General features: G+C 65.0%; 12 protein-coding genes. 7 read left to right on the top strand and 5 right to left on the bottom strand.

Translation table 11 applies throughout. From position 1 onward, the window contains the following. Positions 1 to 24: 24 nt before the first annotated feature. On the top strand, positions 25 to 684 hold the full coding sequence (locus ACVIIV_RS11125; RefSeq protein ID WP_456744229.1) for a DsbA family protein: 660 nt from the start codon (positions 25 to 27) through the stop codon (positions 682 to 684). An 80-nt stretch (positions 685 to 764) separates the two neighbouring features. Here the strand turns inward: ACVIIV_RS11125 and ACVIIV_RS11130 are convergent, their stop codons facing one another. The 3 genes from ACVIIV_RS11130 to ACVIIV_RS11140 form a co-directional block, all read right to left on the bottom strand. Continuing rightward, positions 765 to 971 carry a hypothetical protein gene (locus ACVIIV_RS11130; RefSeq protein WP_456744230.1) on the bottom strand — a complete coding sequence of 69 codons (207 nt, stop codon included), beginning with the start codon at positions 969 to 971 and terminating at the stop codon, positions 765 to 767. A gap of 81 nt (positions 972 to 1052) precedes the next feature. Then, entirely contained in the window at positions 1053 to 2123 is a 1071-nt protein-coding gene (locus ACVIIV_RS11135; protein ID WP_456744231.1) for a phospholipase, read from the bottom strand. A gap of 24 nt (positions 2124 to 2147) precedes the next feature. Next, a complete protein-coding gene (locus ACVIIV_RS11140) occupies positions 2148 to 3119 on the bottom strand; it encodes a S1C family serine protease (RefSeq protein WP_456744232.1) in 972 nt (323 codons plus the stop codon). A gap of 285 nt (positions 3120 to 3404) precedes the next feature. Between ACVIIV_RS11140 and ACVIIV_RS11145 the strand changes: the two genes are divergently transcribed. From ACVIIV_RS11145 to ACVIIV_RS11170, 6 genes are all read left to right on the top strand, one after another. Continuing rightward, complete coding sequence (locus ACVIIV_RS11145; protein WP_456744233.1) at positions 3405 to 4823, top strand: M20 family metallopeptidase; 1419 nt, start codon at positions 3405 to 3407, stop codon at positions 4821 to 4823. Positions 4824 to 5086: 263 nt separating this feature from the next. Next, complete coding sequence (locus ACVIIV_RS11150; RefSeq protein WP_456744234.1) at positions 5087 to 6877, top strand: peptide ABC transporter substrate-binding protein; 1791 nt, start codon at positions 5087 to 5089, stop codon at positions 6875 to 6877. Between the two features lie 30 nt (positions 6878 to 6907). Continuing rightward, positions 6908 to 7867, top strand: coding sequence for an ABC transporter permease (locus ACVIIV_RS11155; RefSeq protein WP_456744235.1), 960 nt, complete (start codon positions 6908 to 6910; stop codon positions 7865 to 7867). Continuing rightward, a complete protein-coding gene (locus ACVIIV_RS11160; protein ID WP_456744236.1) occupies positions 7833 to 8750 on the top strand; it encodes an ABC transporter permease in 918 nt (305 codons plus the stop codon). Before ACVIIV_RS11155 ends, ACVIIV_RS11160 begins: the two co-directional genes overlap by 35 nt. Then, complete coding sequence (locus ACVIIV_RS11165) at positions 8750 to 9745, top strand: ABC transporter ATP-binding protein (RefSeq protein WP_456744237.1); 996 nt, start codon at positions 8750 to 8752, stop codon at positions 9743 to 9745. Before ACVIIV_RS11160 ends, ACVIIV_RS11165 begins: the two co-directional genes overlap by 1 nt. Continuing rightward, complete coding sequence (locus ACVIIV_RS11170) at positions 9742 to 10710, top strand: ABC transporter ATP-binding protein (RefSeq protein ID WP_271589490.1); 969 nt, start codon at positions 9742 to 9744, stop codon at positions 10708 to 10710. The genes ACVIIV_RS11165 and ACVIIV_RS11170 overlap by 4 nt, the downstream gene beginning before the upstream one ends. A gap of 24 nt (positions 10711 to 10734) precedes the next feature. On the opposite strand, the gene ACVIIV_RS11175 is transcribed toward ACVIIV_RS11170, so the two are convergent. Then, positions 10735 to 11385 carry an HAD family hydrolase gene (locus ACVIIV_RS11175; RefSeq protein WP_456748705.1) on the bottom strand — a complete coding sequence of 217 codons (651 nt, stop codon included), beginning with the start codon at positions 11383 to 11385 and terminating at the stop codon, positions 10735 to 10737. Positions 11386 to 11445: 60 nt separating this feature from the next. Continuing rightward, complete coding sequence (locus tag ACVIIV_RS11180) at positions 11446 to 13350, bottom strand: sensor domain-containing diguanylate cyclase (protein ID WP_456744238.1); 1905 nt, start codon at positions 13348 to 13350, stop codon at positions 11446 to 11448. Between the last annotated feature and the right edge of the window lie 98 nt (positions 13351 to 13448).

The raw sequence follows: 13448 nt of genomic DNA on the forward strand, positions 1-13448 counted from the left end.
GATGGGACCGAAACGGGACAAGATATGGCTGGATTCAGGAATAATGGCCTTGTGCCGACGCGACGTGTGGCGCTGACGCTGATCGGGGCGGGTGCTCTCGCGGCGGGTGGGATCGCCTCGGCGCGTGCTGCGACTGGCGATGACGAGGTGCTGACCGAAGCCAAGGTGCTGCGCGATCCCGATACGCCCGTCGCAGGCAATCCCGACGGCAATATCACCATCGTCGAATGGTCCGATTACAATTGCCCCTATTGCCGCAAGCTCGAACCAGAGCTGCGCCAGGTCGTCCAGGACGACGGCAAGGTGCGGCTGGTGATGAAGGACTGGCCGATCCTTGGGCCGGTCTCGGTCACGGCGGCGCGGACCGCGCTTGCGGCCAAATTCCAGGACAAGTACCATCAGGCCCATGACGCCATGATGGGCGTCAGCTCGCGCCTGACCGAGCCGCGCATCAACGAGCTGCTCGCGGCTGCCGGGGTCGACATGGACCGGTTGAAGCGCGATCTCACCGGCCGTGCCAAGGACATCGACGCCATCCTCAAGCGCAACAACGAGCAGGCCGAAGCCTTCGGCTTCCACGGCACCCCGTCCTTCATCGTCGGCAAATACCGCGTGCCCGGCGTGCTCAGCATGACCGAGTTCGAGCAGGTCATCGCCGACGCCCGCAAGGCCAAGATGAACTGACGCGCGTATCGTTGATTGTGGTCAGCACAAAGGCGCCGCCGCGGAGTTCGCGACGGCGCCTTGTTCATGATACGGCGTCCTTACTTCGACGAGATCCGGACCCAGTCCTTGTGCGCGCGATCGCGCAGCGCATCCCAATCGGCCTTGGCGACGTCCCAGTTCACGATGGTGCGATTGGTGGTCGCGACCTCGCCATTGGCGACTGCCGACGTCTGCATGGAGTCATAGACATAGACGCCGCCCGCGAGCAGCAGCGCGCCCAGGATCATTCCGAAAAAAGTCTGCATGGCGAACCTCCGGTGACGGGCGATAACGTCAGCCCGGAGTGATGGTTCCGCGGCCATGCGGCGCATCTAAGGAGAGGTCGTTCATTCTCCATTCAGCCAGTGCTGCAGCTCCGCGTTGATTTCGCGTGGATAGGTGTGGCTGAGATCGTCGATCTCGCGGTAGGTGACGTCCGCGCCGGCGGCAGCGAGTGCGGCCTGCGTCTGCCGCGCGGTCTGCACCGGAAACATCCAGTCGAGCTTGCCGTGGGTGATGAACACAGGCAGGCCCCGCATGCGCTCGGCGTCCGCCATCTCCGCCATCAGCGGATGAAAAGTCGCCGAGACCGGAGCAAGGTGTGTGAAGGGCGAGGCGCGGTCGAGGCCGGTGACGTAGCAGAAGGTGCCGCCGTCGCTCATGCCGGTCAGCAGCATGCGCGAGGGGTCGATGTTCCAGCGGCCGCGCACCGTCTCGAGGATGCGCATCAAGTTCGGCGTGTCGGCGTCATCGCCCGTCAGCGCCCAGGTCGGGCCGGTCGCGGTCGGCGCCACCAGGATTGCGCCAAGACTGCGGGCATCGCGGAGCCAGCTCCACAGAAAACCGCGCCCGTTGCCGCTGCCGCCATGCAGCGCCATCACCAGCGGCATGGCGCGGTCGGACGTGTAATATTCGGGGACATAGACCGAGAAACCGCCGCGGCTGCCAGGCTCGTTGTGGTCGTGGAAGATGCCGGTGTGCTCGCCTGCGCCGACTTCCAGTCGCGACAGCAGATCGCCATTTTCGCGATTGGCAGCGCTGAGAAAGAAGCTGCTCACCGGCGGAAACTGCACCGCCAGCGGATAGAGCGCCTCCTGCGCGCGCGGGACATGGCGCAGGGCCCGGAAGACGGCGACGAGATCGCCATTGCCGCGTTCGACCTCACGGATGCCGGCAAAGGCGGCAAGCGTCTCGTTGCAGGCGTGATCGAGCCGCTCGCGGAGGCCAGCGAACTGCTCCGGCCACTCTCCAATCGCGGTGTGTGCGGCCTGCAGCGCCTTGTCCGGCGTGCCGATTGCGTTCATCACGGAGGCGAAGGCCGGCGGGTGCAAATTCCGCTGGAAGAAGCCGAGCGCTTCCAGCGCATTGAGCAGCGGCGGCAGCACGGCCACGATGTCGTCCACCACGGCCTCGGTCATCGCCCGCTTCCTCAAGCCTTGCGATCAGTGCAGCTTCGGCGCCTTCAGGAGCTTGAAGCGATCGGTCGACGTCACCGTGACGTCGAAGGTGACGCCTTCATGATGCACGGTGAGCGGCACGTCGACGCCGGCGGCGCCGAGCGCCCACATCTTCTTGTAGAAGGCGGTTTGGCTCGTGACCTTGTCGCCGTCCACGGCGAGGATGACATCGCCGGTCTTGAGCTCGGCGCGGGCGGCCGGGCCGTTGGCGGAGATCCCGATCACCACCACGCGGTTGTCGATCTCGGTCGAGTAGAGCCCGAGCCAGGGCCGTGCCGGCTTGTTGACACGGCCGAATTTGCGCAAGTCCTCCAGGATCGGCTTCAACAGATCGATCGGCACGATCATGTTGACGTGCTCGGCCTTACCGTCCCGTTCGCGCTCGAGCTGGAGCGAGCCGATGCCGATCAACTCGCCGCGTTCGTTGAGCAACGCCGTGCCGCCCCAGTTCGGATGTGCCGGACAGGTGAAGATGGCCTCATCCAGCAGATATTCCCAGTAGCCGGCGAATTCCTGCTTAGCCACGATCTGGCTCGCGACCGAGCGCGTGCGCCCGCCGGCGCCGCCGACCACGACGCGGTCGCCGATCCGGGTCGCCGCCGCCGAGCCCAGCGGAAGCGGCGCGACGTCGAGCGGGCCGAGCGCCTGCACCAGCCCGAACCCGGTCTCGGAATCGAAGCCGAGCGCATGGCCCTCCACCACGCGTCCGTCGGCGCGGTGCAGCCAGACCGACTCTGCCTCGGTGATGAGATAACCTATCGTGAGCACCAGCCCGTCGTCGATCACGACGCCGTTGCCGGCGCGTTCGGTGCCCAGCGTCTCGGCGCTGAAGGCGTCCGGCGGGATGATGGCGTGCAGGCCGACGACGGAGCCAAGCGCGCGGTCGAGATCGAAGCCGTAGTCGCTCGCCCGCGGCTGGTTCGCCGGCGGCACTCTCCATTCGGTCAGAGTGCTCATGGAGTTCTCCTGGCTGAGGGCATCGCTCCGGCATGGCTGGCGGAACGACGCGCGAAGCACGCCTAATTTAGGCCGGAGCAGGCCGTCTTGAAAGCCTCGTTCCCAACTATTCCGGAGAACGCCGCGTGAAATCTTCGAAAGGGACGGAAACACCTCGTGCACAGAAGGACGTCCGTGCGATCCGGCACCGGCCGCATGGCTGCTGTCCGGCGGGATGCTAGGCGCCGCACAGCGAAGCTGCTAACCATTGCCGCTTCGTTTTACCAAGGGATCACGGATCGAAGCATGGACAACCGCAGCGACATCTGGCGTGGCGTCGACACGATCAAGGCGCGTTTCATCGACCTCAGCGACAGGGTCTGGGGCATGCCCGAGGTCTGCTACACGGAGGCGCGGTCCGCCTCCGAGCATCTCGCCGAGCTGCGCCATCAGGGATTCCGCATCACCGAGAACGTCGCCGGCATCCCGACGGCGCTGATGGGCGAGTGGGGCGAGGGCGGTCCGGTCATCGCCTTCATGGGTGAGTACGACGCACTGCCGGGCCTCAGCCAGGAGGCAGGTGTTGCCGAGCATCGCCCGATCGAGACCGGCGGCCATGGCCATGGCTGCGGTCACAATCTGCTCGGTTCCGCCGCGCTGCTCGCCGCAACTGCAGTGAAGGACTGGCTGGCCGAGAACAAGGTGCCCGGCCGCGTGCGCTATTACGGCTGCCCTGCGGAAGAAGGCGGCGCGGCCAAGGCCTTCATGGTGCGCTCCGGCGCGTTCGAGGACGCCGACATCGCCATCACCTGGCATCCGCACAGTTTCTGGGAAGTGGCGGTGACGCCGTCGCTCGCCAACACGCGCGCGGACTTCATCTTCACCGGCCGCACCTCGCATGCGGCTGCCTCGCCGCATCTCGGCCGCTCGGCGCTCGATGCGGTGGAATTGATGAATGTCGGCGTGAACTACATGCGCGAGCACATGCCGAGCGATGCGCGCGTGCATTATGCGCTGCTCGACACCGGCGGCATCGCGCCCAACGTGGTGCAGGCCCATGCGCGCGTGCGCTACTCGATCCGCGCCCGCGATCTTCCCGGCATGAACGAGCTGGTCGAACGCGTGTCCAAGATCGCGCAAGGCGCCGCGTTGATGACGGAGACCAAGGTGGAGATGAAGATCATCTCCGCGGTCTCCAACATTCTGCCGAACGCGCCGCTGGAACAGGCGCTGCACCGGGTGATGGAAGAGCTCGGACCGCCGCATTTCGACGATGCGGACAAGAACTTTGCCGGCCAGATCCGTGCGACGCTGAGCGACAAGGACATCTCGTCGGTCTATTACGCGATCGGCATGGAGGCGACAGATCGGCCGCTGGCCGACTTCCTGGTGCCACTCGATGCCAAGCGCAACCCGCTTGTAGGCTCGACCGATGTCGGCGACGTGAGCTGGGTGGTGCCGACCGTGCAGGTGCACGCACCCACGGTTGCGATCGGCACGCCCTTCCACACCTGGCAGGTGGTGGCGCAGGGCAAGAGCCCGCATGCCCACAAGGCCATGGTGCAGGCGGCCAAGGCGATGGCCGGTCTCGGCATCAAGGCGCTGACGGAACCGGAGCTGATCAAGGCTGCCAAGGCGGATCTGAAGACGCGCACGGCCAAGACACCTTATGTGTGTCCGCTGCCGGATCACGTCGCGCCGCCGCTCGACATGTCCGTGGCGTAGAATTTCACCTCGATACTTCGTCTGATGCAGCGAACAAATTTTCCGCAGTGCAGCGCGCAATCCAGCACATTTTGATGCTGGATTGCCGAACGGATGGGCTGCGGAACGCAATTTTGCCCAACGGACAGACAGAAGACCGTTTGCATACACACGGTCCCAGTTGACGTGCACCCCATTCGGTGTGCCATCTACCGCCAGCCAAACCCGGCGGTCGCCTCTTGCGGCCGCCTGCATCCATACCGGAACCAGACGGGGGGACAACCATGCTGGATAAAGAACTGCGTTCGATGATCGGTCAGGTGAAGGACGGGCGGATGGACCGCCGCGCCTTCATCCAGCGCATGGCCGCCGTTGGTCTGACTGCACCTTTGGCCAACCAGATCCTCGCGCTCGGCGGTGTGGCCATGGCCCAGGGCGCGTCCACCTACAAGCCGACCAAACGCGGCGGCGGCGGTGCGCTGAAGCTGCTGTGGTGGCAGGGCCCGACCTTGCTCAATCCGCATTTTGCCACCGGCACCAAGGACCAGGACGGCTCGCGCCTGTTCTATGAACCGCTCGCCTGCTGGGATCCCGACGGCAACATGAAGCTGGTGCTGGCGGCGGAGATCCCCTCGATCCAGAACGGCCTGCTCGCCGCTGACGGCAAGTCGGTGACGTGGAAGCTGAAGCCAGGTGTGAAATGGCACGACGGCAAGCCGTTCACCGCCGACGACGTCGTCTTCACCTGGGAATACATCATCGATCCCGCGACGGCCGCCGTCACCGTGGCGACCTACCGCGACATCACGGTCGAGAAGGTGGACGATCTGACGGTGCGCCTCACCTTCAAGAAGCCGACGCCGTTCTGGGCGGACGCCTTCGTCGGCGCGACCGGACAGATTCTGCCCAAGCACCTGTTTGCCGAGTACAAGGGCTCCAAGTCGCGCGAGGCGCCGAACAATCTCGCGCCCATCGGCACCGGCCCCTACAAGTTCATCGAGTTCAAGCCCGGCGACCTGATCCGCGGCGAGATCAACAAAGACTATCACATGCCGAACCGGCCTTATTTCGACACGCTCGAGATGAAGGGCGGCGGCGACGCGGTCTCGGCCGCGCGTGCGGTGATCCAGACCGGCGAGTATGATTTCGGCTGGAACATCCAGGTCGAGGACGACGTCCTGCTGCGCCTGGAGAAGGGCGGCAAGGGCAAGACGATCTATGCCGTGGGCGGCGACACCGAGTTCATCGCGCTCAATTTCACCGATCCCAACACCGAGGTCGACGGCGAACGCTCGTCGATGAAGACCAAGCACCCGCTGTTCTCCGATCCGGCCGTGCGCAAGGCGCTTTCGCTCTTGGTCGATCGCGAGTCCATCAAGAAGGCGATCTACGGCCGCGCCGGCCGCACCACCGCGAACTTCCTCAACGGGCCGGAGAAGTTCGTCTCCAAGAACACCTCGTGGGAGTTCAGCATCGAGAAGGCTTCGAAGATTCTGGACGATGCCGGCTGGAAGCCCGGCACGGACGGCATCCGAGAGAAGGACGGCAAGAAGCTCAAGCTGCTGTACCAGACCTCGATCAACGGCCCGCGCCAGAAGACCCAGGCGATCGTCAAGCAGGCCTGTCAGAAGGCCGGCATCGACGTCGAGCTGAAGTCGGTCGTGGCTTCGGTGTTCTTCTCGTCGGACGTCGCCAATCCCGACACCTACGCGAAATTTTACGCCGACATCGAGATGTTCCAGATACCGATGAGCCAGCCGGATCCGGCCCAGCACATGCGCCGCTATCATTCGAACAACGTGGCGACGAAGGAGAACAAGTGGCAGGGCACCAACTTCCCGCGCTACGTCAACAAGGAGTATGACGCCACCATCGACGCAGCAGACGGCGAGATGGATCCGGTCAAGCGCGCGGCGCTCTACGTCAAGGCCAACGACCTGTTGTTCCAGGACACCGTGTTCATTCCGGCGCAGCACCGGCTCAAGGTGGAGGCGGCGTCCAACACGCTGCGCCCGGTGATCTCCGGCTGGGCCAACGAAACCGACAACCTGTTCGACTGGTACCGCGAGGAATGATCCCCCAACTCTAAACGGGGCCCTTCCCTCATGAGCCAATACGTCCTGCGTCGCCTGCTGATCGCGATTCCGAGTCTGCTCGGAATCTCGGTCGTGCTGTTCGTCGTGCTCGCGCTCGCCCCCGGCGATCCGTTCTCCGAACTGGCGACCAACCCGAACGTGCCGCCCGAAGTGCAGGCTGCACTCCGGGCCAAGTTCGGCCTCGACGATCCGATCCACCTTCGCTACCTGCACTGGCTCAACGCCATGGTGCACGGCGACTGGGGCTTCTCCTTCGTCAGCCGGATGAACGTCGACACGCTGATCCTCCAGCGCCTGCCGGCCACGCTTTACGTGATCGGCTCGGCGCAGATCCTGGCGCTGCTGATCGCGATTCCGGTCGGTGTCTATGCCGCGACGAAGCCTTACTCGCTGTTCGATCAGATCGCCAACACGCTCGCCTTCGTCGGTTTCTCGCTGCCGACCTTCTTCACCGGCATCCTGTTCATCCTGATCTTCTCGGTCACGCTGGACTGGTTGCCCTTCGTCTACACCACCGACATCAAGGCCACCGGCATTCGCTGGGTGCTGGAGATGATCAGGCAGGCGATCATGCCGGTGGCGGTGCTCGGCCTGTTCCAGGCGGCGTCGATGACGCGCTTCGTGCGCTCGGCGATGCTCGACGTCATCCGGCTCGACTACGTCACCACGGCGCGGGCCAAGGGCCTCGGCCAGGCCACGGTGATCGTCAAGCACGTGATGCGCAACGCCATGATCCCGGTGGTCACGCTGATCGCGCTGCAGATGCCCGCGGTGTTCGGCGGCGCCATCGTCACCGAGCAGATCTTCCGCATCCCCGGCATCGGCTCGCTGCTGATCTCCTCCATCCTCTCCAACGACACGCCGGTGGTGATGGCCGTGACCTTCGTGTTCGCGTGCCTGGTCGTGCTGTTCAATCTCATCGCGGACGTCCTTTATGGCTGGCTTGACCCTCGCATCTCCCTCCGCTGAGCGGCGCGCCTACTCGCCCTGGCGCGAGACGTGGCGGCGTTACAGCCGCCACCGGCTCGCCGTGATCAGCGCTTTCCTGCTCCTGATCCTGGTGCTGGCGGTGGTGGTCGGCCCGTTCATCTGGCGCATCAAGATCAACGAGATCGACATCGTCGCAGGCATGCAGGGACCTTCACTCGCGCATCCCTTTGGCACCGACGATCTCGGCCAGGACATCCTCGCCCGCATGATCTATGGCGGCCGGATCTCGCTCGCGGTCGGGCTCGCCGCGATGCTGGTCTCGGTCTTCATCGGCACGCTGATCGGCGCGCTCGCCGGCATGTCGCGCGGCGCCCTCGGACACGGCCTGATGTGGCTCACCGACCTGTTCCTGTCGCTGCCGCAGCTGCCGCTGCTCCTGCTGCTGATCTATCTCTTCCGCGACGGGCTGAAGCAGGTGTTCGGCCCCGAGGGCGGCATCTTCATCCTGATTGTGCTCGTGATCGGGGGCCTGCGCTGGATGCCGGTGGCGCGGCTGGTGCGCGCGCAGTTCCTGTCGATCCGTGAAAAGGAGTTCGTCGAAGCCGCGCGCGCGCTCGGCGCCAGCCCGGTGCGGCAGGTGGTGCGGCACATCCTGCCCAATGCGGTCGGCCCGGTGATCATCGCAGGCACCATCGACGTCGCCGCCGCCATCATCGCGGAATCGACGCTGTCCTTCCTCGGCCTCGGCTTCCCCCCGGACACCCCGACCTGGGGCCGGCTGCTCTATGATGCCAAGGACTTTCTCGACATCGGCCCGCACTGGGCGCTGTTTCCGGGCGGCGCGATCTTCATCGCGGTGGTCGCCATCAACTTCATCGGCGACGGCCTGCGTGACGCGCTCGATGCGCGACGGGTGATCTGATGGCGCCGCTGCTCGAGATCAAGGGCCTGAAAACCCACTTTTCCACCGACGACGGCATTCTCCAGGCCGTCGACGGCGTCGACATTTCCATCAACAAGGGCGAGACGCTCTGCGTCGTCGGCGAATCCGGCTGCGGCAAGACTGTGACCGCGATGTCGATCCTGAAGCTGATCGCGATGCCGCCGGGCCGCATCGCGGCCGGCCAGATCATCTTCGAGGGGCGCGATCTCGTGCCGCTGACCAGCAATCAGCTCGATGAGATCAGGGCCAAGGAGATCGGCTTCATCTTCCAGGAGCCGATGACCTCGCTCAACCCGGTGCTCACGATCGGCGAGCAGATCGCCGAGAGCTTGCGCCGCCACGAGGCGGTGACGAGAAAGCAGGCCCTCGAGCGCACCATCGAGATGCTGAAGCTGGTGCAGATCCCCAACGCCGAAGGCCGCGTGCACAATTACCCGCACCAGTTCTCCGGCGGCATGCGTCAGCGCGTGATGATCGCGATGGCGCTCGCCTGCAAGCCGAAGCTGATCATCGCCGACGAGCCGACCACCGCGCTCGATGTCACCATCCAGGCGCAGATCCTCGACCTCTTGCAGGACATGAAGGAACGCTTCGGCATGGCGGTGATGCTGATCACCCATGCCATGGGCGTGGTCGCCGAGACGGCGCAGCGCGTGGTCGTGATGTATGCCGGCAAGGTGGTGGAGGAAGCGCCCGTCGACGATCTCTTCGGCGATCCCCGCCACCCCTATACGCAAGGATTGATCCGCTCGATCCCGCGCATCGACCTCGACAGCGAGCACAAGACGCGTCTGGAGGCGATCGGCGGCTCGGTGCCGATCCTGATCAATCCACCGGTTGGCTGCCGCTTCGCGCCGCGCTGCAAGTTCGCCATGAACGTCTGCACCGAGAAGGAACCGCTGCTGCGCGAGGTCTCGCCAGGCCATCGCATGGCCTGTCACTTGGGAGACTCTAGTCTGGGAGGCGCGGCATGAGCGAACCGTTGCTGCGCGTCAGCGGCCTGAAGAAACATTTCCCCGTGCTCGGCGGCCTGCTGTCGCGCCAGGTCGGCACGGTCTACGCGGTCGACGGTGTGTCGTTCTCGGTCAATCGCGGCGAGACGCTCGGCCTCGTCGGCGAATCCGGCTGCGGCAAGTCCACCACGGGCCGCTGCGTGCTGCGCCTGATCGAGCCGACCGACGGCGAGGTCACCTTTGACGGCCAGGACGTGCGCAAGCTCGGAGGCAACGATCTGCGCGCGATGCGGCGGAACATGCAGCTGGTGTTCCAGGATCCATTCGCCTCGCTCAACCCGCGCATGACGGTCGGCGCCATCCTCGGCGAGGCGTTCACGATCCACAATCTCGCGACCTCCGCCAAGGAGCGCGAAGAGCGCGTTGCCGGCCTGCTCGTGAAGGTCGGGCTCAAGGCCGAGCACATGCGGCGCTATCCGCACGAATTTTCCGGCGGCCAGCGTCAGCGCATCGTGATCGCGCGCGCGCTTGCGGTCGAGCCGAAGCTCATCGTTTGCGACGAGCCGGTCTCCGCGCTCGACGTGTCGATCCAGGCCCAGGTCATCAATCTCCTGGAAGACCTCCAGGCCGAGCTGAACCTCACCTATCTCTTCGTCGCCCACGATCTCTCGGTGGTCGAGCACATCTCCGACCGCGTCGCGGTGATGTATCTCGGCCGCATCGTCGAGCTGGCCAAGGCCAGCGACCTCTACCGCAATCCGCAGCATCCCTACACCAGGGCGCTGTTGTCGGCGGTGCCGGTGCCCGATCCCAAGCTCAAGCGCGAGCGCATCCGTCTCAAGGGCGATGTGCCGAGCCCGATGAAGCCGCCATCGGGCTGCCACTTTCACACCCGTTGTCCGATCGCCCAGCCGCGCTGCGCCGAAAGCGCGCCCGTGCTGAAGGAAGGGGCGGGCGGACACTTCGTGGCGTGCCACCTCGCCTGATGCTGTGCAAAGCGGAGCACGCCTTCACTCGTCGTGAAGCAGGCCATGCTCCGACAGGACCTGCCTGAAAGTCTCTACGGACGTGTGGTGATGCGCGACGAGACCCGCCTCGCGCGCGCCGGCGACATTGGCGAGGAGATCGTCGACGAACAGGGTGGTCTCCGGCGACACACTGAGCTCCGACAGGCAGAGGCGGTAGCAGCGCGGGTCCGGCTTCGCGGTCTTGAACTGGGCCGAGGTGTAGATTCGGGAGCCGAAGAGCGGACGCAAGTCCGGCAGCAGTGTGTCGATGTGGTCCGCGACCAGAGTGGTATTGTTGGTCAGGACGGCAATGTCGACGGTTTGCCGCAAGCTCCCGGCGATCTCCAGCATTGTGTGATTGGCCCGCATTGAACGGCGCCGCGCCTCGACCCACTCGTCGAGCGACACGGGATAGCCAATGCGTTCGCCAAAGCCCCGCAGATAGTCCGCGGCTTCAAGCGCGCCGGAATCGCCGAGCAGTTCAAAGCCACTGCCCCAGATCGCCGCGTGGACGGCTTCGCAGGTCGATCCCGCAAGCTCGGCGAGACATGCGACGCGCTTACCCCTGTCGTAGTCGCACAGGACATTGTCCATGTCGAACAGGACGAGCTTGATCGCATCGGTCACAGCAGCACTCTCGGATCGGCCAAGGATCCAGCCGTGATCTCAGTCATATCCTGCTCAATCGCGGGCGACAAACGCCGGCCGATCAGGTCATGCGCGTTTCGCGGGCCATGGTATCACCTGGCCCGACATCACCAGCCGGTCTCGGCCGCTCTCCTTGGCGACGTAGAGCGCACGGTCGGCGGCGGCAACCAGCGTGCTACAGTCCATCGCGGTTTGGGACGGAAGAGCCGCCGCGCCGCCGACGCTCGCAGTCACCAGCCGGGAAGGCGGATTTTGCGCATGCAGCATGGCGAGATCGTGCAGCGCCTGGCGAATCGCTTCGCCGACCTCGGCGCAGCCTTCAGGGCCGGTGTTCGGCAGCAGCACGGCGAATTCCTCGCCGCCATAGCGCGCCGCGAGGTCGGCTGTACGCCTGGCCTGGGCAGATAAAATCCGGCCCAGCGCGCGCAGGCAAGCGTCGCCCGCCAGATGTCCGTAAAGGTCGTTGAATTTCTTGAAATGATCGACATCGATCAGCAGCAGCGAGAGCTGCGTGCCGTCGCGCCGAGCCCGCGCCCATTCGTCGGCAAGGTGGTCGTCGAATGCGCGACGGTTGGCGAGGCCGGTGAGTCCGTCGGTGGTTGCCAGCGAGGCGAGCTTGTCCTGAAGATCCTTCTGCTCGGTCATGTCGCGCACGACTGCGACAACGCCGTCGATCACGCCGCTGTCGGACGCCACGGTCACGTGTAGCGCCGCCTCGGCCCAGATCTCGCCTTTGTCGCGATGACGCTGCCGATAGACGAACCGCGCTTCCTCAGTCTCGCCATTCTTCAGCGCGGCGATGGCCTGCTCAACCCGTTCCATGTCGTCCTCGTGAATGCCGGCCAGGGCCGACGTGCCCAGCAATTCTTCGGCCGACCAGCCGGTGATGCGCGCGCAGGAGGGAGAGACGTAGAGCAGCCGGTTATCCAGCCCGATGCGCGTCACCATGTCGCTGGATTGCTCGGCCAGCAGGCGGAAATTGGCTTCCTTGGCGACCAGGGCCTGTGCCGTGCGCTGCCGCTGCAGCAACTGACGGACGAGATAGTAGCCGATCACCGCGATCAAGACGACGAGCCCGAGGACGAAGGTTATGCGTGCTGTTGCCGCGCGCCGCCAGGGGGCGAGCACGTCGTCCTGCGACTTGCTCGCCAGCACCATCAGGGGATAGCGGCTGCTGCGCTGGTAATAGCTCAGCCGCTCCACGCCATCGAGCGGCGATTTGAAATAGTAGACCGCCGCGGCGGGGCGGCTTTTCCAACTTTTGAACAAGGGCGCATTGGACAGGTCGCGTCCGACGAAGGCGCCGCTCTCGTCGCGGCTGCGCGCCAGCATGATGCCGCTGTCGTTGAGCAGAGATGCCGAGCCGTTCAGCCCGATGTCGAACCGCTCGGAGAACTTGACGAAATAGCTGACGTCGATCGTGAGCAGGGCAACGCCGGCGAAGCCGCCGTCGGAATCGTTGATCCGGCGGGATACGGTGATGATCCACTGGCCGCCGGAGCGGCTCTTGACGGGCCGCCCGATCAGCGTGCCCGTCTCCGGGGAATCGCGATGGCGCTGGAAATATTCGCGGTCGCTGTTGTTGAGCTTGGAGAAGTCGAGGCGCTCCGTCGTGGCGAGCCAGCGGCCGGTCGCATCATAGACGAAGATGCCCCGGATGCGGTCCGATGATTTGCGGGTCGGCAGATAGGCTTGGAGTTTCATAATCGCGTCCGGACCCGTCCCGTCGATTTCGAGCCGGTGGACCAGCCCGACAAGGATCGTATCGGCAAGCTCGAACGTGTCGTCCGCGTGCTGCATCAGCGAATGAGCAACGTTGGTGACGTCGATCTCGGCGTTCCTCAGATCGGCGTTGCGCGCCTCCCATTCGTGCCAGGCACTCAGGCCGAGGATCGCCACGCAAATCAGCACGACGAATCCAGCCGCCCAGAGCGGAAGGCGCGTCTTGCCGAGTTCGCGGCTCGTGACCATCAGGCTGCTCCAAATCGGAGCAAACCTCTCACTTTCGCCTTAACGGCCTGTTGCAATATCCGCGATGATTGTGCAGGCCCGTAATCGACCGGGGGGAA

Source organism: Bradyrhizobium sp. USDA 4354 (genome assembly GCF_054060315.1).

What these genes read in the sequence shown, in the direction of transcription:
- ACVIIV_RS11125 (WP_456744229.1), top strand. Translation starts at nt 25, where the DNA reads ATGGCTGGATTCAGGAATAATGGCCTTGTGCCGACGCGACGTGTGGCG.
- ACVIIV_RS11130 (WP_456744230.1), bottom strand. Translation starts at nt 971, where the DNA reads ATGCAGACTTTTTTCGGAATGATCCTGGGCGCGCTGCTGCTCGCGGGC.
- ACVIIV_RS11135 (WP_456744231.1), bottom strand. Translation starts at nt 2,123, where the DNA reads ATGACCGAGGCCGTGGTGGACGACATCGTGGCCGTGCTGCCGCCGCTG.
- ACVIIV_RS11140 (WP_456744232.1), bottom strand. Translation starts at nt 3,119, where the DNA reads ATGAGCACTCTGACCGAATGGAGAGTGCCGCCGGCGAACCAGCCGCGG.
- ACVIIV_RS11145 (WP_456744233.1), top strand. Translation starts at nt 3,405, where the DNA reads ATGGACAACCGCAGCGACATCTGGCGTGGCGTCGACACGATCAAGGCG.
- ACVIIV_RS11150 (WP_456744234.1), top strand. Translation starts at nt 5,087, where the DNA reads ATGCTGGATAAAGAACTGCGTTCGATGATCGGTCAGGTGAAGGACGGG.
- ACVIIV_RS11155 (WP_456744235.1), top strand. Translation starts at nt 6,908, where the DNA reads ATGAGCCAATACGTCCTGCGTCGCCTGCTGATCGCGATTCCGAGTCTG.
- ACVIIV_RS11160 (WP_456744236.1), top strand. Translation starts at nt 7,833, where the DNA reads ATGGCTGGCTTGACCCTCGCATCTCCCTCCGCTGAGCGGCGCGCCTAC.
- ACVIIV_RS11165 (WP_456744237.1), top strand. Translation starts at nt 8,750, where the DNA reads ATGGCGCCGCTGCTCGAGATCAAGGGCCTGAAAACCCACTTTTCCACC.
- ACVIIV_RS11170 (WP_271589490.1), top strand. Translation starts at nt 9,742, where the DNA reads ATGAGCGAACCGTTGCTGCGCGTCAGCGGCCTGAAGAAACATTTCCCC.
- ACVIIV_RS11180 (WP_456744238.1), bottom strand. Translation starts at nt 13,350, where the DNA reads ATGGTCACGAGCCGCGAACTCGGCAAGACGCGCCTTCCGCTCTGGGCG.